Origin of the sequence: Hyphomicrobium sp. D-2 (genome assembly GCF_029872155.1) — a bacterium.
Classification (GTDB): Bacteria; Pseudomonadota; Alphaproteobacteria; order Rhizobiales; family Hyphomicrobiaceae; genus Hyphomicrobium_A.
The window spans coordinates 530,216-547,727 of sequence record NZ_JARXLA010000003.1 but is presented as its reverse complement, the minus strand read 5'-3'; the positions used below and the strand labels follow the sequence as shown (position 1 = coordinate 547,727).

16 protein-coding genes are annotated in these 17,512 nt (G+C 63.2%); 2 read left to right on the top strand and 14 right to left on the bottom strand.

Translation table 11 applies throughout. The features are described from left to right. Positions 1 to 24: 24 nt before the first annotated feature. Positions 25 to 837 carry a DUF72 domain-containing protein gene (locus QEZ49_RS08400; protein ID WP_280385930.1) on the top strand — a complete coding sequence of 271 codons (813 nt, stop codon included), beginning with the start codon at positions 25 to 27 and terminating at the stop codon, positions 835 to 837. Positions 838 to 902: 65 nt separating this feature from the next. On the opposite strand, the gene QEZ49_RS08395 is transcribed toward QEZ49_RS08400, so the two are convergent. Beyond that, a complete protein-coding gene (locus QEZ49_RS08395; protein WP_280385928.1) occupies positions 903 to 1,046 on the bottom strand; it encodes a hypothetical protein in 144 nt (47 codons plus the stop codon). 4 nt (positions 1,047 to 1,050) lie between these two features. Here QEZ49_RS08395 and QEZ49_RS08390 point away from each other — a divergent pair, with 4 nt between their 5' ends. Next, a complete protein-coding gene (locus QEZ49_RS08390; protein WP_280386016.1) occupies positions 1,051 to 1,359 on the top strand; it encodes a DUF3175 domain-containing protein in 309 nt (102 codons plus the stop codon). Positions 1,360 to 1,466: 107 nt separating this feature from the next. Here the strand turns inward: QEZ49_RS08390 and QEZ49_RS08385 are convergent, their stop codons facing one another. The 13 genes from QEZ49_RS08385 to QEZ49_RS08325 form a co-directional block, all read right to left on the bottom strand. Next, positions 1,467 to 3,044 (bottom strand): peptidoglycan DD-metalloendopeptidase family protein, encoded by a 1,578-nt coding sequence (locus QEZ49_RS08385; protein ID WP_280385926.1) that lies wholly within the window; start codon positions 3,042 to 3,044, stop codon positions 1,467 to 1,469. Between the two features lie 323 nt (positions 3,045 to 3,367). Continuing rightward, a complete protein-coding gene (gene surE, locus QEZ49_RS08380) occupies positions 3,368 to 4,135 on the bottom strand; it encodes a 5'/3'-nucleotidase SurE (RefSeq protein WP_280385925.1) in 768 nt (255 codons plus the stop codon). Between the two features lies 1 nt (position 4,136). Then, positions 4,137 to 5,426, bottom strand: coding sequence for a serine--tRNA ligase (serS, locus tag QEZ49_RS08375; RefSeq protein WP_280385923.1), 1,290 nt, complete (start codon positions 5,424 to 5,426; stop codon positions 4,137 to 4,139). A 637-nt stretch (positions 5,427 to 6,063) separates the two neighbouring features. Continuing rightward, on the bottom strand, positions 6,064 to 6,885 hold the full coding sequence (gene tatC, locus QEZ49_RS08370; RefSeq protein WP_280385921.1) for a twin-arginine translocase subunit TatC: 822 nt from the start codon (positions 6,883 to 6,885) through the stop codon (positions 6,064 to 6,066). After that, positions 6,882 to 7,295 carry a Sec-independent protein translocase protein TatB gene (gene tatB / locus QEZ49_RS08365; protein ID WP_280385919.1) on the bottom strand — a complete coding sequence of 138 codons (414 nt, stop codon included), beginning with the start codon at positions 7,293 to 7,295 and terminating at the stop codon, positions 6,882 to 6,884. Before tatB ends, tatC begins: the two co-directional genes overlap by 4 nt. 80 nt (positions 7,296 to 7,375) lie before the next feature. Continuing rightward, positions 7,376 to 7,609 (bottom strand): twin-arginine translocase TatA/TatE family subunit, encoded by a 234-nt coding sequence (gene tatA / locus QEZ49_RS08360; RefSeq protein WP_068461046.1) that lies wholly within the window; start codon positions 7,607 to 7,609, stop codon positions 7,376 to 7,378. A gap of 166 nt (positions 7,610 to 7,775) precedes the next feature. After that, positions 7,776 to 8,945, bottom strand: coding sequence for an ABC transporter ATP-binding protein (locus QEZ49_RS08355; RefSeq protein ID WP_280385916.1), 1,170 nt, complete (start codon positions 8,943 to 8,945; stop codon positions 7,776 to 7,778). Between the two features lie 77 nt (positions 8,946 to 9,022). Next, positions 9,023 to 9,895 carry an SMC-Scp complex subunit ScpB gene (gene scpB, locus QEZ49_RS08350; RefSeq protein WP_280385914.1) on the bottom strand — a complete coding sequence of 291 codons (873 nt, stop codon included), beginning with the start codon at positions 9,893 to 9,895 and terminating at the stop codon, positions 9,023 to 9,025. Between the two features lie 27 nt (positions 9,896 to 9,922). After that, positions 9,923 to 10,777 carry a ScpA family protein gene (locus QEZ49_RS08345; protein ID WP_280385912.1) on the bottom strand — a complete coding sequence of 285 codons (855 nt, stop codon included), beginning with the start codon at positions 10,775 to 10,777 and terminating at the stop codon, positions 9,923 to 9,925. 75 nt (positions 10,778 to 10,852) lie between these two features. Beyond that, the gene (gene nagZ / locus QEZ49_RS08340) at positions 10,853 to 11,884 is read right to left on the bottom strand and encodes a beta-N-acetylhexosaminidase (protein WP_280385910.1); all 1,032 of its coding nucleotides are present in this window, start codon (positions 11,882 to 11,884) and stop codon (positions 10,853 to 10,855) included. An 80-nt stretch (positions 11,885 to 11,964) separates the two neighbouring features. Then, on the bottom strand, positions 11,965 to 14,055 hold the full coding sequence (locus QEZ49_RS08335; protein ID WP_280385908.1) for an SPOR domain-containing protein: 2,091 nt from the start codon (positions 14,053 to 14,055) through the stop codon (positions 11,965 to 11,967). A gap of 49 nt (positions 14,056 to 14,104) precedes the next feature. Then, a complete protein-coding gene (gene argS, locus QEZ49_RS08330) occupies positions 14,105 to 15,919 on the bottom strand; it encodes an arginine--tRNA ligase (RefSeq protein WP_280385906.1) in 1,815 nt (604 codons plus the stop codon). A 47-nt stretch (positions 15,920 to 15,966) separates the two neighbouring features. Then, positions 15,967 to 17,193, bottom strand: a complete 1,227-nt coding sequence (locus QEZ49_RS08325; protein ID WP_280385904.1) for a deoxyguanosinetriphosphate triphosphohydrolase — start codon at positions 17,191 to 17,193, stop codon at positions 15,967 to 15,969. Positions 17,194 to 17,512: the final 319 nt, after the last annotated feature.

Below are 17,512 nucleotides of genomic sequence, written 5' to 3'. Positions count from 1 at the left end.
GCCAAAACGCAGGGCGAAAAGCAGATGACAACGGCCAAGCACGGCATCATTCGCGCAGGCATGGGCGGCTGGACGTTCGAGCCCTGGCGCGGCACGTTCTATCCGGAGAAGCTGGCACACGCACGCGAGCTGAGTTACGCAGCGGAGCATGTTCCAACCATCGAAGTGAACGGCACGTTCTATCGCACGCAAACCCCAAAAACGTTTGCCAAGTGGGCCAGCGAAACACCCGATGGCTTCGTGTTTGCGCTCAAAGGGCCGCGCTATGCCGTAAACCGGCGCGTGCTGGCGGAGGCGGGCGACAGCATTCAGCGCTTCATTGAGTCCGGTCCGCTGGAGCTGGGCGACAAGCTCGGACCGCTGTTGTGGCAGTTTGCGCCGACGAAGAAGTTCGATGCTGATGACTTCGGCGCGTTCCTCAATCTGCTGCCGCCATCCGTTGATGGCGTGAAGCTTCGCCATGTTCTCGAAGTGCGCCATGAGAGCTTCTGCACTCCGGACTTCATCGCCCTTGCACGCCAGCACGCCATGCCGGTGGTGTTTGCCGAGCATGCAAGCTATCCGGCCATTGCCGATATCACGGGCGATTTTGTCTATGCACGTCTGCAGAAGGGCAGCGACGCCGAGAAGGCCTGCTATGCGCCCAAGGCGCTCGACCGCTGGACGGAACGGCTGAAAACATGGTCGGCAGGCGGAGTGCCGGACGATCTTCCGCGCGTCGATGACAAACACAAAACGCCAAAGAAACCGCGCGACGTGTTCGTCTACTTCATTCACGAAGGAAAGATTCGCGCCCCGCAGGCTGCGATGGCCATCATGCAGCGCTTGCAAGGTTAGGTGCGCAGCCACCTGTTAAGCGGAACTTCCTCAGCATGAGGAGCGTTGCAGCCTCGGAGAGGCAATTAGCAACGCGGAGTTAAAATGGTGTTTGGCAGACGGCGAGCGGTTGCGGTGAGGCGCGCATTGTCAGTCCGTTCATCATCGATCCGCAATGCTTTTGGCACGAAAGCCCGGTGCTGCTCCCCCATCGCCAGATCAGGTTTCATGCCGATGTCCTCCCCCGATCACAAATCAGCGCAATGGTCAGACAACGTCACCAAACGCAGCAATGCCATGACGCTGGAGCGGGACGTCTTCAAGCTCGATGATCCTGCCGAAATCGCTGCATCGCTCAAACGTTCGGCCGAGCGCAGCCGACGCCGCAAATCTGAACCATATCGCTCTGCGATGTCGATGCTGACGTTTTACATCAATCGCGCTGGCAGCAAGCTGTCGGACGAACGGCGCGATGTTCTGGAGCGGGCCAAGGATGAGTTGCGCAAGCTCTATGGCCGCGAGTTGGCTCGAAACGCAAATTAGATCGCCCTGCACGCGGCTTACACAGCCCAACACTGCCGCCATCAATCGTCACAACAAAAAAGCCGGGCAATGACGCCCGGCTTTTTCTATTGAACAGACTGTGTGCCTCAGCGGGATGCGACACGCTCCAGGAACGGCACCGGATCAACCGGTTTCGAACCCTGACGCAGCTCGAAATGCACCTGCGGCTGATCGACGGAACCGGTGCGCCCTGCGGTGGCGATGACCTGACCGCGCTGCACCTTGTCGCCACGCTTCACCATCAGCTGATCGTTGTGTGCATAGGCTGTCACCCAACCGTTATCGTGACGCAGCAGGATGAGGTTACCATAACCCTTCAGCTCAGCGCCGGCATAGGCGACCGTGCCGGATTCAGCAGCGTGCACCGATGTTCCCAGCGGCACCGACAGATTGATGCCGTCGTTGTGCGTGCCGTCAGCCCGCTGGCCGAAGCCGGTGATGATCCGGCCATGCACCGGCCAACGCAGCTTGTCACTGCCCGATGCAACGGCCGGCTTACCGGCAGCCACATCATTGGTGTTGCGCGTGGCAACCTGCGTGTACTGGCTGCCCTGCCCGAGGCTCGTCGATTGCGAACCACCAGAACCGTTCAGCATCGTCGGTTGCGAAGAGTTACCGCCTGCGGCGGGCGTGTACTGCGTCGTCTGCGGCGGAGGCGTCACAGCGACATGCTGCATCGGCGCGCCGTTCGAATTTGCTGTCGCCATGCCACCGGACGTCGGCACGCGGAGCACGGTGCCCGCCTTGATGCCGCGCGCATCGGTGATGCCGTTTGCACGCTGCAGCTCACCGACCGGCACGCCGTACATGCGCGACACGGCGTAGAGCGAGTCGCCCGGACGCATCGTGTAGACGCCGTTATAGCGGCTGTCGGCATCCGCCACAGGCGGCGGTGGCGGCGGCTGAATGCTGGCGGTCTGCGTCGGCGGCGAAGAAGGCTGCGGTGCATACCGGGTGCCTACGGAAGCCATGCCCCCGGACGTGCCCTGCGGCAGGTAAAGGCGCTGGCCAACCTGCAGGTTGGTGTTTGTCAGGCTGTTGATCTGCATGAGCTCAGCGACCGACACGTTATAGCGGCGCGACAGGCCATAGAGCGTGTCGCCGGGCTGCACGTCGATCGTGTCGCCGGGGCTTGCCATTGATGGCGTCGGCTGCGGATCATAACGGTTTGTCGACGCGGTCGAGGACGGCGCAACCGTGCCGTAACGTCCGCTGTCGGTATAGGAATTGTAGTTGCTGGCAGGCTTATCCGGCGAACGCCCGTAGGTGTTCGTATTCGTGCTGGTGCTGCTGCGACCATAGGAATTGGCGCCGTCGTAGCGCGTATCTGCGGCCGCATAATTCGTGCCCTGACGGCCGCCGGAGTAAGCGGTCGAAGAAGGCGTAGCGTCAGGCAAATTCTGCGATGCGACCCGGTCATCACCATAGCTGCGCGGCGCACTGTAGCCGCCGCTGCCGTAGCCGTCGTTACCCAGATAGTTGGGATCGCGCCGACCCGAGGATGATGAAGATGAGGAGGTGACCTGCTGAGAGTCGCTGAAACCGAAGCTCGAAAAATCTGAGCCCACCGAGGCGCTGCAGCCAGCGGAAACCGATGCCAGCATCAGAACTGCTGCACGGCCAGCCGGATGAATAGCCGTCGCCCTACCGTTTTTAAAACGCATAAAACGCATCATGATTACGCACCTTTACTGCCAATCATCCATTAACCCTTAAGCGGTTAACGGAGCATTAACGGTGCGCAGCAGGTGCTGCGAAAACCGCTCCATGGCAGAGAAAAATCGACAGCGCTGGCGTGCGCGCGCATTCACCCGCCGTGGAGCAAAAGTAGCCCTGCAATGTGCATTGTTGAGGACGTCGCGGCGTCTGGAAAGCGGCGACGCGGTGACAATCGCAGCCGGTGTGACGCGCTATCGGAGCGTGCCGCAGAATGCCCCGACAGCGAAATTACGCGCCGTTATCCAACGGTTAGCAGCGCTGAATGACTTCAAGCGTTGAACGCACCGGCTAACACTTTTCGTGTTGCATCGTCCGTCCGATTGAGACTGAGCGGTGTCACTGAAATGCGGTTGGCATCGATCGCCGCCAAGTCGCTGCCTTCAACAACGCTGGACGGCGGGCGCTGGAAGTTGAACCAGTAGTACGGCATGCCCCACGGGTCGGCGCGCTCATCAATCTTCAGCGAAGCCTGATCGCGACGGCCCTGCCGCGTGATCTCAACGCCCGCCACGGCTTCCGGCGGGCAGTCGGGATAGTTGACGTTCAGCACCACATCGGCGGGCGACTGCATTTTCAGCAGACGCGTCAGCAAGCCCGGCCCGTGCGTCAGCGGCGTATCCCAATAGACGTTACGCCCGCGCTCGAGCGATCCGCCGACCTGGCTCATGGCGATGGAGCGGATGCCAAGCATCGCGCCCTCGCTGGCGGCGGCGATGGTGCCGGAATAGGCGACGTCCTCGGCCAGATTGGAGCCGTGGTTGATGCCGGACAGAATGAGATCTGGCGGCTGGTCGATGAGGAAGTGGCGCACCGCCATCAACACGCAGTCGGTGGGCGTACCGCGCAGCATGAAGCCGCGCTCGTTCACCTGACGCACCCGCAGCGGCTCATGCAGCGTCATCGAATGGGAGGCGCCGGACTGGTTCTTCTCCGGCGCGACGACCCACACATCGGACGAAATTTCTTCGGCCAGACGGCGCAGCACCTCGATGCCGTCCGAGCCGTAACCGTCGTCGTTCGTTACCAGAATGCGCACGTCACTGAACCTTCTCGATACGCTCAAGACCGCCCATGTAGGGCCGCAGCACTTCCGGAACGAGGATCGACCCGTCGGCCTGCTGGTAGTTTTCCATCACCGCGATCAGAGTGCGGCCAACCGCAAGGCCCGAGCCGTTCAGCGTGTGAACGAAGCGCGTATCCTTGGCGCTCTTGGGGCGATAGCGCGCATTCATGCGGCGGCCCTGGAAATCGCCGCACACCGAGCACGACGAAATCTCGCGGTAGGTGTTTTCACCCGGCAGCCACACCTCGATGTCGTAGGTCTTGCGCGAGGCAAAACCCATGTCGCCCGTGCACAGCAGCATGGTGCGGAACGGCAGGCCAAGGCGCTTCAGCACCTCCTCGGCGCAGGCGGTCATGCGCTCGTGCTCGTCCAGCGCCTGCTCCGCCGTGGTGATCGAGACCAGCTCGACCTTCGTGAACTGGTGCTGGCGGATCATGCCGCGCGTGTCGCGTCCGGCCGATCCGGCTTCAGAACGGAAGCACGGCGTCTGCGCGGTGAGACGCATCGGCAGCGCGTCTTCGTCGAGAATTTCCTCGCGCACCAGATTGGTCAGCGAGACTTCGGCGGTGGGGATGAGCCAGAAGCCATTTTCGGTGCGGAACAGATCTTCGGAGAACTTCGGCAACTGCGCCGTGCCATAGGCAGCGTCATCGCGCACCAGTAGCGGCACGATGTGTTCCGTGTAGCCGTTTGCCCCTGTTTGCAGATCGAGCATGAAGGCGCCCAGCGCCCGCTCCAGCCGCGCCAGCGCGCCGCGCAGCACCACGAAGCGCGCACCCGAAAGCTTGGCCGCGCGCTCAAAATCCATCAGGCCGAGGCGTTCACCCAGTTCGAAATGTTGCAGCGGCTTGTCGATGCCGGCCAACGCAGGCGGCTCACCGACGCGGCGCACTTCTACGTTGTCTTTCTCGTCCTTGCCCTCGGGCACGTCATCAAGCGGCAGGTTGGGAATGACAGACAGCGCATCGCGCAGCTTGCCGTCGAGCACGCGCTCTTCTTCCTCGCCCGAGGTCAGAAACTCTTTCAGCGTGGCAACTTCCGCCATCAGCGCGCTGGCCGTGGCTTCATCCTTGGAGGCCTTGGCCTTGCCGATTTCCTTGGACGCAGCGTTGCGGCGCGCCTGCGCCTCCTGAAGCTTGGTGATGTGCCAGCGGCGTGCTTCGTCCAGCGCGATCAGCTCGGCCGACTGGGCGCCAAGCCCGCGCCGGGCCAGACCAGCGTCGAACGCTTCAGGATTGTCACGGATCCACTTGATGTCGAACACGGGCTGCCTCTGCTCGCTAGAGCGTGATCGCTTATCTTCGAATCGCGATGCCGCTCCAGTCCTTTTGATGAGACCGATGATTCACGCTTCGGACTGATAGGGCCCGAAGCGATCATGGTCTAGCGACGCACAATTAAACGTCATCCCGGCGTAGGCCGGGATCCACGACACCTCGAAAAGCGGTGCGGTGGCCTGCGTAGTGCCGGCGACCGTCGGCATGACGACAGAATGTCGGCGCGTTGAACTAGGGCAGAATGTACGGTCATGCGTCCGGCCAGACACCCGCGGTTCGACGCGTCGTCGAATAACGCAGGGTATAGTGGGGGCGGATAGGATGGTCCAGCCGCGATCAGGTCGCGCATGATGCATGCAAGAAGCGCAAGTCTGGTCAATGCACGTTGCAGTTTTTAATAAAACGAGCAGCGATGGCTGGATGGGATCGGTCTACAGACAGGCCAACGGGCAGACGCACATGCGGAATCTGACGTGGTTCGGAGTGACGGTGGGGGGCGGACATGCGGGGCTGCGCGCGCCAATCCGCGCTGGCGGCCGGCTGCGCGGAGCGCAGTCGCTTAGCGCAACAAACAACTGCGGCCAGCTCTCCGAAGGAGAGTCGCCGAGCGCCAGAAAAAGCCTACTACGATGCGGCCTGCGCCTGCTTACGCTGCGTCCGCTCCACCGCCCAGATTGACAATTCGTACAGACCCATCGTCGGCACCATCATGGCCAGCATGCTGAACGGATCGGGCGGCGAAAGCACCGCAGCCGCTGCGGTGATGCCGAGGATGGCATAACGGCGGCCCTTCTTCAGCGTTTCGGCCGTGACCAGACCGGCCCGCGCCGCCAGCGTCAGCACCACCGGAAGCTGGAAGCAGACGCCGAAACCGATAATCAGCGTCATGATGAGCGACAGATATTCCGATACGCGCGCCTGCAGGTGGATCTCAACCGGACCGCCCGTCTGTTGCATCGACAGGAAGAAGCTCATCGCCATCGGCATGACGAGGAAATAGACGATCATCGCGCCGAGCAGGAACAGGATCGGCGTCGCAATCAGATAAGGGATGAACGCGCGGCGCTCGTTCTTGTAGAGGCCCGGCGCGATGAACTTGTAGACCTGATTGGCGATGATCGGGAACGAGATGCACATGGCGCCGAACAGCGCCAGCTTCATCTGGGTGAACAGAAATTCCTGCGGCGCCGTGTAGATCATTTCGATCGGTTCGGTGCCACCGTGCGCCCACTGATAGGGCAGCACCAGCAGGTTATAGATCTGCTTGGCGAAGGCGAAACAGACGGCAAATGCAATGCCGACGCCGATCAGCGAATAGATCAGACGCTGGCGCAGCTCGACCAGATGCTCCATCAACGGAGCCTTGGAAGCGTCGATCTCCTCCTGCCCGGCGCGTTGCGCCTGGGCCTGAGCTGCGGCAGCCGCCTGTGTCACTTCGCTGGTCATGCAGCCCCCCGGCCGGCTCCGCCATCGGCGTCACCGCCAGCCGAAGATTGTGCACCATCCGAACTCAAGGCCGGGCGGGACGCGGTCGGCGCAGCGGAGACCGAAGCACCTGTTCCGACGCCGTTCGCGACCTTGTCTACGGACTGCAGTTCCTGATCGATGGCGCGCGAGCCAGCCTGCATGGTGGCGCGCACCTCGTTGGCGACGCTGTCAAACTCACGCTTCAGATCGCCCAATTCCGCATCGCGCACGGCTTCATCGAAATGGCGCCGGAACTCTGCCGCCTGCTGACGCATCAAACCCAGGTACTTGCCGATCGTACGCAACAGGATCGGCAGATCCTTGGGGCCGACCACGATCAGCGCCACAACGGCCAGAATCAACAGCTTGCTGGATGTCAGATCGAACATGCGTCGTTCCGATTATCGGCGCGCCCACGGGCCGGCGCAGTATACGCCGGTGCCAAAACTCGTCAGCGTCGCTAGCGCGCTCAACCGGTCTTGGTTGAATCGCGCTCGGCTACACCAAGAGGACGCTGATCGATGACGCGCGGATCGGCCTTGGCCTCGCTGCGTTCGCCCTCTTCCTCTTCGGAGAGGCCCTTCTTGAAGTTCTTAATGCCCTTCGCGACATCCCCCATGATGGAGGAAATGCGTCCGCTGCCGCCGAAGACGAGCACTGCGACAAGCGCAAGAATGAGCAAATGCCAACCGCTCAGGCCCATTGTCGTCCGCTCCTACTCTGTTTGCGTCTCTGATCCGCGAAGACTACCGCGTCAACGCATCGGTTCATTGGCACAGATTGCCGCGCCTCATTTGGTATCGCAGAAAGCGGATGCGACCGCAAGGGCGCGAACCCATGCCGAACCTTGCTAAGACCTTACAAAAACATCACTTTTGTAGTTCTGCTGCGAAAACAAGGGCTCGCTCGGGGTCAACCTGAGCGCGGACATCCTGTCCCTGCCGGAACCCGGCACTTTCGCGCACCCGCACTTTCAGCGGCTGATCAAAACCTTCAATGCCCACTTCGAGCCGCACGACATCACCCAGGAACTTCGCATCGAGGACGCGGCCGGACAGCCCTTCGCCATTTTCCGACAGGCGAATGTCGCGTTCGCGGATGCCAATCGTGACCGCTTCGCGCGCCTGCAGCCCCGGCGGCGGCGCAAGTTTTCCGATCGGCGTATCGATCTTACCGTCAGCGCCGACGCGATAGGCGACCTCGTTGATCTCGGAAAACAGCCGCGCAACAAACAGATCCGCAGGTTGATGATACAGCGCTTCGGCCTGCCCCTGCTGGATCAGGCGCCCCGCCCGCATCACCACAATACGATCGCCGATGCGCATCGCTTCTTCGGGGTTGTGCGTCACAACCATCGCCGTGGCGCCCGTCTCGCGCAGCAGCGACAGCGTTTCCTCCTGCATGGCGTCGCGCAACTGCACGTCCAGCCCCGAGAACGGCTCGTCCATCAGCATCACGGCCGGACGGGGAACCAGCGCGCGCGCCAAGGCCACCCGCTGCTGCTGCCCGCCGGAAAGCACGTGCGGATATTCGTCCGCCATGTGCTCCAGCCCGACGCGCTTCAATGCCGCCAGCGCCTCGCGCTTGGCTTCAGCGCGCGGCAGCGACTTCAGACCGAACGCGACGTTGCCCGCAATCGTCAGGTGCGGAAACAGCGCGAAGTCCTGGAACATCAGCCCGACGCTGCGCTTCTCAGGCACGACAAAGCTGGAGGGCCCCGCAACCTCATGGCCATTGATGAGCACACGGCCGCCGGTCGGGCGCTCGATGCCAGCCGCAATCCGCAGCAGCGTTGTCTTGCCACATCCCGACGGCCCTAGCAGACAGACGACCTCACCGCGATCGATCTCCAGCGAAACGCCCGCCAGCGCCTGCGTTGTGCCGAAGTTGCGACGCACGTCCTCAAAGGTGAGGCAGGCAGAAAACGCCGCGGCGGCGCGCCCTTTCCCTGCATCCCTGGCACCGGCAGCTGCTCCCGCAGTGGAGCGCCCCGCAACATCGGGGGCATCGGAGTGAGAGGCTGTTTGCGATGACGACAAGGCTCAATTCCACGGTACACGGCCAGCGCGGCATGGCTCCGGCGAACAGAATTTAGCGACGAACACCGTTGCCGCCGCTACGGCTTATCGGCCTCGTCATCGTCAGGCAACCCGTCAGACGCAGGCGCATCCGATGAAGCGGCGGCATCGGCTTCTGCATCGTCATCCTCTTCGGATTCGATTTCGTCAGCCTCTGCGTCTTCCTCATCGATGGCGTCGAGCGGCAGTTCATCAGGCATCAGGGCAGCAATATCGGTCGGCTCGGGCACGGTGAAGTCCGGCGGCAGATTGCCATCGAGCAGGCCGGAAGCGCGCAGTTCCGCAAGGCCGGGCAGATCCTTGATGCTGTCGAGGCTGAAGTGCTCAAGGAAGCTGTCGCTGGTCCCGTAGGTGACAGGACGCCCCGGCGCACGGCGGCGACCACGCAAACGCACCCAGCCGGTTTCGAGCAGAATATCCAGCGTGCCCGCCGAAGTCGTCACACCACGGATTTCTTCGATCTCGGCGCGTGTCACCGGCTGGTGATAGGCGATGATGGAAAGCGTCTCCAGCGCGGCCTTGGAAAGCCTGCGCTCCTGCGTGGCGAAACGCTCCAGCAGATAGGAAAGATCAGAAGCGGTGCGGAACGCCCACTTGCCCGCGACCTTGACCAGATTGACGCCGCGACCGGCATAGAACGCGCGCAGCTCTTCCAGCAGCGCGGCGACGTCCTCGCCCTCCGGCAGATGGTTCGCCAGCCGCGCAATATCGAGCGGCTCCGATGCAGCGAACAGCACCGCCTCGACGATGCGCAGCTTCTCGCGATGATCGGCAAACGGCAACGCGGCAACGTTTGGCGAGCGCGGCGCTTCGTCGTCCGCAACACCGTCGCCGACGTCACTCGCACCGTGATCGCGGCCCGATGGCACCAGGCTTAAACGTGGCGGCTCCATGCGCTTTTCTTTCGTCATTGGCCCGATACGCCCACGCTGATCCTGTTATCCAACCCGCTGCCAGTCGCCATGCGATGCTGCATCGTCGCCATCGGTACGGCGCATGTAAATCGGCGCAAACGGGCCGTCCTGGCGCAATTCGATACGCCCTTCCCGCGCCAGTTCCAGTGTGGCCCCAAACGAACTTGCAACCACAGCCTTGCCGTTCTCATGGTTGGGTACGAGCTGCGTCAGGCAACGTTCAAACGCCAGCCACTCCGTGGTTGAAGGCGCGGCGCCCAACATGCGTTCAAGCCGCACGCGCGCATCCTTGATCGACCAGACCGGCCGCAGCTTGACCACATGCCCGACCTTGATCGTACGGCGACGCTGATCGGCATAAGCGTGCAGCAGATCGTAAATCTTCGCGGTGAATTGCGTTTCGCGCACCGTGCGCGTGCCCTCGGGCATGCCGCGTCCAAACACATCGCGACCAAGCCGCGTGCGCGTCATCAGCTGCGCGCCAGCCTCACGCATTGCCTCAAGCCGCATCAGGCGGAACGACAGCCGTCGCGCCAGTTCTTCAGCGCTCGTTGTTTCGCCCTGCTCTTTTTCGCGAGGCAGCAGCAGGCGCGATTTAAGATAGGTGAGCCATGCGGCCATGACGAGATAATCGGCCGCCAGTTCGAGCCGCAGTTTCTGCGCCTCTCCGATGAAGCTGAGATATTGATCGGCCAGCGCCAGAACGGAGATTTTCGCCAGATCGACCTTCTGCGTGCGGGCCAGCGCGAGCAGCAGATCCAGCGGGCCCTCATAGCCCGCGACATCGACGATGAGCGCATCTTCCTCGTCGGGACGAACCTCCACATCGGGCTCGTTCCATGATGGCGTCGCGTCGGTTTCCTGCGGCTCGGCGTCCATGCCTTCGACAGCTGCCTTTCAATCAATGCGGGTTCAAGAACCGCCCTTCTCTTTCACGACCATATGGGGTCGAGCTTAGACTGATTCAGCACCCATTGCTGCAAGGCCGAGAACACGGGCCAATTGCGCCTCTGCCGCTAGGCGATCGAACGCGTCAGAACGCCGGGTAATGGCGATGGAAGCGTCGAAACGGGCCTTTGCCCGGCCTTCCAGCCCGCCTGCGCCTTCAGCGGCTGCGATCATCTCGGCCAGATCGCCGTTGCAATGGAGCGCCAGATCGGAACCCGCTGCCATCACCGCTTCGGAACGCGCGCGCATCGGCCCGGTCAGCGCATGCATCGAAAGATCGTCGCTCATCAGAAGGCCATCGAAACCGATCGCGCCGCGGATGATCTCACCGATGACGGTCGGCGATGTGCTAGCGGGAGCCTGCGCATCGATGTCGGAAAACACCACATGTGCGCTCATTGCCGACGGCAGATGCGCCAGCGCCTTGAACGGCGCGAAATCGCTGCGCTCCAGATCGGCGCGGGGCGTATCGACGACCGGCAATGCAAGATGGCTATCCGCCGTAGCCCGACCATGGCCCGGAATGTGCTTGATGACAGGAACAACGCCGCCCGCCATGAAACCATCTGCAACGGCACCCGCCAGCGCCACGACCTGCTCGACGCTGCGGCCATAGGCGCGATCGCCGATAATGTCGTGCGCGCCTTCAACAGGCAGATCCAGCACCGGCGCGCAGTCCATGTTGATGCCCAGATCCATCAGATCAGCAGCCAGCAGGCGCGTTGCCTCACACGCGGCGGCAAGCGCGGCATCCCGATCCTGTTGGTACAGCAGGCCATAGGCGGATGCGGGAGGCAGGGCGCGCCCAAGCGGCGGCCGCAGACGCTGCACGCGTCCCCCCTCCTGATCGATCAACACCAGCAGATCGTCGCCGCCGATTGCGGTGCGCACATCGGAGACCAGCGCGCGGATCTGCTCATGATCAGCCAGATTGCGGCTGAAAAGGATGAACCCGGCCGGCCGCGCATCGCGCAGAAAGGCGGCTTCGTCGCTCGACAACTGTGTGCCGGCGACACCGACGATAAGAGCGGTGTGCATCACCTATCCGAAGCAAATTTCAGAGAAAACCGAACTAGCATCACAGCTCCAGAGCGTCGAGACACGCTCTGGCAAGCTGCTTAGTAAGCGGTAACCCAGCAATCGTTATAGCCGGACGCCTTGAGTTGGATGCAAAGCTCGTTGGCCTGGTTTTTCGAGCCAGGAGGCCCGACCAGCAGGCGGTGATAAGCGCCCTTCCCGGCCAGAGTAGTCTCCCGCACGTCAGGCGTCTTGTTGGCCAGCACCGGGCCGTATTGCTGCTGCATGTCGGCAAACTTGCGCAGGGCATCGAGACGGCTTGAACCGGACGCAGGTACCGAGCTCAGCACCACCACATAGCCATTGGCGCCGGATGGAGCGCGCGGGGCGCTGGTGACCGGCGGCGCCGCAGCTACAGTCTGACGCCGGGGCGGAGCGGGCTCTTCTTCCTCGACGCTGGCGGTCGTGGCCGGAATGACGCGAGTGGACTTCACGTTCACCGTCGGGCGCGCAGGCGGCGTATGGACCTGCGGCTCCGGCTGCCGGGGCATCTGCGCAGTCGGCGAATTGCCGGTGCCGAATGCGTCCACGACCATCATACCCGGAACGGAAACCGGTGTATCCGGCACATCGTCAGCGGGTGGCATGATCGAACCATCACGGCCGACCACAAGTGTCGAAACCTTGCGCGTTCCGTTGCCCTGATCGGATCTGTGGAGGCCACCATCGCCGCCTTCAACCTGCTCCAGACGGCCAAGAACCTTGCTATCCGTATGCGAGAACTGGCGCCCGCCCGGATCCTCGGGCCGCTCTTTCGCAGGGGTATCGTCGCTGGCAATCACCGGTGGTGCGCCGTTATCAACCGGCCCGCCGACAACGGCCTGATAGGCCTGAGCCAATCCGTAACCGAGCCCGATCGCTACAACCAGCGCACCGGCGATGCGCATCGCCCAGCTGGCGCGCCGAGGCTCTTCAACCTCATAGCCATTCAGATCATCGGCAGCGTTGTAGGTGGCAGGCTCCAAAGCGCCACCGTGCTGCTGATCGTAACCGGCATAGCCGCCCTGATGATCGAAGCCCTGCGGATCAGCGGCCGTATCGCCATAACCGGCAGCGCCGGACATGCCCCAGTCGGTCTGCAGCGGATCACCGTAAGGATCGGCGACGGCACCGTTGCTGAGCGCATAATCGCCACCCGCCGTTGCCGCATAGTCGGCCGCGACGCCGGGATAAGCCGACGCTAGATGGTTCTGGTTTTGATTTTGACCGAACGCGTCCAGCGATGGGCGCTGCTGCTGGGCCGGTGGCCACTGATCGTAGCTTGGCGCATGCTGATAGGCGGGCGCGGGCGGCTCCAGCCCGGCGCCATACTGGCCAGCGTCCCTTCCGTAACCGTCGCCACCACGGGCGCCGAGGTCAGCGTTGGGCAAATTATACGCAGGAGGCTGTGGCTGGCGGCCCGGCTGAGACGGCTGCACCGAGGCTGGCTGCGCGTACTGCGGTTGTGCGGGTGCCGCACGTCCGTTCTGCTGCTGCGGCGGAACCTGTTCACGTGGCTGGGCATACTGCGGCGGCTGTGCCTGCGGCGGCTGCGTGCGCGGGAAATTATTGAAGTCGTGCACCGGCTGCTGGGCCGCGCGGGCGCTGTCGAGGCTGCTCAGACCTTGCCGGTTGACGGGCGGCTGAGCTGACTGAGGCTGCGCCTGCCGGGGCGGCGCATACTGCGGTGGCTGAGTCTGCGGCTGCTGGCGATGTGTCGGCGCAGGCTGCGGCGCGCGCGGGGCCTGCTGCTGATGCTGTGCGTATTGCGGCTGAGCGGGCGCAGCCGGCGCCTGTCGCTGGACAGGCTGCTGATGGTGCTGCTGCGGCTGGGCCGGCTGATACTGCGGCGGCTGCGCGGGATGCTGATCCTGCGGATAGTGATAGCCCTGCTGCCCGCCATAGGAAGGCGCGGCCTGCTGGTCGGCATATCCCGAATGCGGATCGGCATAGGGCTGATGCTGCGGCGGATATCCAGCCGCACCATACTGTTGCTGATCGTAGACCGGGGCCTGCCCCCTGCCACCCTGCCCCTGGGGAGCGTGTCCCTGTGGGGCCTGTGGAGCGGGACGTCCCTGCGCACGCGGATCGGCCTCACCGGGCGGATGGCGCGGCGGCCAGCCTTGGTTTGCGGCACCTTGTGAGCGAGACATCCTGTGATCCCCTCGAAGCTCTAATCCAGCCTCTTCATCGAATCGGAGTCTAGCGCATAGATTCCGGGGCCTCGACGCCAAGCACTGAAAGTCCCGAGGATATCACCTGCTGGACAGCGGCGATCATCGCTAAGCGGGCCGCAGTCATAACCCCGTCTTCTGGTTGAATAAATCTCAAATGTGGCGAATCGTTGCCTCGGGTCCACTGGCCGTGGAGCGCCGATGCGACATCGTAAAGATAGAAAGCCAGCCGGTGTGGCTCCTCTGCACGGGCCGCGCCCGCGATCAGACGGGGGAACTGAGCCAGCTTCTTGATGAGGTCCAGCTCGCCCGCATCGGTCAGCCCGGAAAGATCGGCCTCCCATACCTTGGCGCTGCGTGGCGCCAGATCCGGGAACACATTCTGAGCATTACGGAACGCCGATGCTGCCCGCGCGTGCGCATACTGCACGTAGAACACCGGATTGTCCTTCGACTGCTCGGTCACCTTCGCGAAGTCGAAGTCGAGCTGCTCCAGCTCCTTGCGATAGAGCATCATGAACCGGACCGGATCGCGGCCAACTTCATCCACCACGTCGCGCAGGGTGACGAAGGTGCCCGCCCGCTTCGACATCTTGTAGGGCTCGCCGTTCTTGAACAGCTTGACCAGGTTAACGACCTTGATCGCCAGATCGGTGGAACCGCCCGACGACTGCCAGGACTTCAGCTTGCCCTTGGCGTCGCGCTCGACGGTGCCACCCGCGAAGGCCGCCACTACCGCCAGCATGCGCGGAATGTAGCCGATGTGATCGGCGCCAAACACGTTGACCAGATGGCGATAGCCGCGCTGAAGCTTGTCGTAGTGATAGGCCACATCGCCGGCAAAATAGGTGTAGCTGCCGTCGGACTTCATCAGCGCGCGGTCTTCGTCGTCGCCGAACTGGGTGGAGCGGAACAGCGTCTGCTCGCGGTCTTCCCACTCGTCATCCTCATGGCCCTTCGGGCGTGGCAGCCGGCCTTCGTAAATCAGATCCTTGGCGCGCAGGGCCGCAATCGCTTCCGCCACCTTGTCGGTGCCGGACTGCGTCAGCGACGCTTCCGAGAAAAACACATCGTGCCGGATGTTGAGGGCGGCGAGATCATCCCGGATCATCGGCATGATCTGCTCGATGGCGAACGTGCGCACCACCGGCAGCCAGTTCTGCTCCGGCATATTCAGCAGCGACTGGCCGTGTTCCTTCGCCAGCGCCTCGCCCACGGGCTTCAAATATTCACCCGGATACAGCCCTTCCGGAATGGCGCCAATATCTTCGCCCAGCGCCTCGCGGTAGCGCAGGAACACCGAGCGCGCCAGCACATCCACCTGACCGCCGGCGTCATTCACATAGTATTCGCGCGTGACGTCATAGCCGACGAACGCCAGCAGGTTTGCCAGCGCATCGCCGAACACCGCGCCACGGCAATGGCCGACGTGCATCGGCCCGGTCGGATTGGCGGAAACGTATTCGACGTTGACGCGCTGCCCCTTGCCCTGCTCCGAACGGCCATAGGCAGCGCCCGCATTCAGGATCTCGCGCACCAGCCGCTGCCAGACGCCGGGCTGCAGCGTGATGTTGATGAAGCCCGGCCCTGCCACCGAAACGGAGGCGATGTCTTCGTCCTGCTCCAGCTTGGCCTGCAGCTTTTCAGCGATGTCGCGCGGCTTCATGCGCGCCGGCTTGGCCAGCACCATCGCCGCGTTGGTCGAAAGATCGCCGTGGGTCGGGTCGCGCGGCGTTTCCACGTCGAAGCCGGTCGCGGGCAGGTCGGCGGGCAGTTGCCCCTCGGCCTTGAGCGCTTCAAGTGCGGCCGCTACGCGGCTTTCGATCTGAGCGAATACGTCCACGGCGGCAGCCCCTGGCACTGAAATTGATTGGTGGGAAGTCGGCCCGCCTAACGCAAAACCGGGGTGGCGTCAAACAGCTCCCGGTGGGCCTCCATGGCATAACGGTCTGTCATACCGGCAACGAAATCGGCGATCAAACGCGCCCGGCGGCGGCCTTCGAGCCGTTGTGACACCGCGTGCCAGTCCTCGCCCATCGCCGCAGGGTCGCTCATATAGCGCGCAAAAAGCTCGGCCACGATCAATTCCGCACCGCGCATGGCCCGCATGACTTTCTCGTGCCGATAAACGCGCGCGAACAGGAAGCGCTTCAGGTTGGCGATATCATCGGCCAGCGCGGGCGAAAAGCCGACCACGGGTTCGGCGCTGGCACGGATCGCGTCCGGGCTCTGCGGCGCCAACGCCGTCAGCCGCGCCCTCGTTTCCGTAACCAGATCGGCGATCATCACCGTAATCAGCCGCCGCGTCAGCTCATAGGTGATGCGCCCGGCATCGACCTGTCCGCCGGTGCGCAGATGCGCAACCGCTGGCCCGGAAAGCGGCTGCCCGGCCAGATCATCAATGGTGATGAGATGCGCCCTCAGGCCGTCGTCGATGTCGTGCGAAACATAAGCGATGTCGTCGGCCAGCGCCGCAACCTGCGCTTCAGCCGAAGGCCAAGAGTTGAGATCGAGCCCGCGCCACGCCTCCACCTGCCGCACAACTTTGCGCACGGCGCTGGCGTCATCGACCGGGCCGTTATGCTTGGCGAGGCCTTCTAGCGCTTCCCACGTCAGGTTCAGGCCGTCGAACTGCGCGTACTTACGTTCCAGCGACGTCACCACACGCAGGCTCTGCGCGTTGTGATCGAAGCCACCGAAATCCGCCATCGCGGCATCCAGCGCCCGCTCGCCCGCATGTCCGAACGGCGTATGGCCCAAATCGTGCGCCAGCGCGATGGCCTCGGCCAGATCCTCATCCAGCCGCAGTTGCCGCGCCACTGTCCGCGCAATTTGCGCGACTTCAAGCGAATGCGTCAGCCGGGTGCGGTAATGATCGCCCTCGTGGAACAGGAACACCTGCGTCTTGTGTGTCAGGCGGCGGAAGGCAGTGGAATGGAGTATCCGGTCGCGGTCGCGCTGGAACGGGCTGCGGGTGGTGCATTCGCGCTCGGCGTGTACGCGTCCCCGACTGGGCACCGCGTCGGCGGCATAGGCGGCCGGTGCCCGCGCGCCGGGTGACAGGTCCGCCCCGAAGCCCGGGGCTCCACTTTGACGTTGTAGCTGCGTTTCGGTCATGGATTCTGGCAAACCGGTTCTGCCGCTGGCCACATCTTAAACCGCATAAGCCGCCCCCGCTCCCAATATCCCGCCACCCGAATTCCGGCCGCAGGCGATCCCCAGGCGATCCGACGGCCCCGAAAGCTCCGCTGGGCCGGTCATCAGACCCTGTAATAATGGGCCTGTTTCGCGCCGGCATTTGCCAGATTTGGTTTTCGGCCGCTTCACTCTTATCTTGCATAGAGTTAGATTCCCGGCTGGGGCAAGCTTGCACACCGTCGCGCAGCGACCTGCACAAGCCCAGCGCCGGGTTCCAACATGGGTTAAACCGCAGGTC

Coding starts and splice junctions, on each gene's coding strand:
- QEZ49_RS08325 (WP_280385904.1), bottom strand. CDS start 17,193: ATGACCGAAACGCAGCTACAACGTCAAAGTGGAGCCCCGGGCTTCGGG.
- tatA (WP_068461046.1), bottom strand. CDS start 7,609: ATGGGCCTGAGCGGTTGGCATTTGCTCATTCTTGCGCTTGTCGCAGTG.
- QEZ49_RS08400 (WP_280385930.1), top strand. CDS start 25: ATGACAACGGCCAAGCACGGCATCATTCGCGCAGGCATGGGCGGCTGG.
- tatC (WP_280385921.1), bottom strand. CDS start 6,885: ATGACCAGCGAAGTGACACAGGCGGCTGCCGCAGCTCAGGCCCAGGCG.
- tatB (WP_280385919.1), bottom strand. CDS start 7,295: ATGTTCGATCTGACATCCAGCAAGCTGTTGATTCTGGCCGTTGTGGCG.
- QEZ49_RS08395 (WP_280385928.1), bottom strand. CDS start 1,046: ATGAAACCTGATCTGGCGATGGGGGAGCAGCACCGGGCTTTCGTGCCA.
- scpB (WP_280385914.1), bottom strand. CDS start 9,895: ATGACGAAAGAAAAGCGCATGGAGCCGCCACGTTTAAGCCTGGTGCCA.
- QEZ49_RS08385 (WP_280385926.1), bottom strand. CDS start 3,044: ATGCGTTTTAAAAACGGTAGGGCGACGGCTATTCATCCGGCTGGCCGT.
- nagZ (WP_280385910.1), bottom strand. CDS start 11,884: ATGCACACCGCTCTTATCGTCGGTGTCGCCGGCACACAGTTGTCGAGC.
- QEZ49_RS08335 (WP_280385908.1), bottom strand. CDS start 14,055: ATGTCTCGCTCACAAGGTGCCGCAAACCAAGGCTGGCCGCCGCGCCAT.
- QEZ49_RS08390 (WP_280386016.1), top strand. CDS start 1,051: ATGTCCTCCCCCGATCACAAATCAGCGCAATGGTCAGACAACGTCACC.
- QEZ49_RS08345 (WP_280385912.1), bottom strand. CDS start 10,777: ATGGACGCCGAGCCGCAGGAAACCGACGCGACGCCATCATGGAACGAG.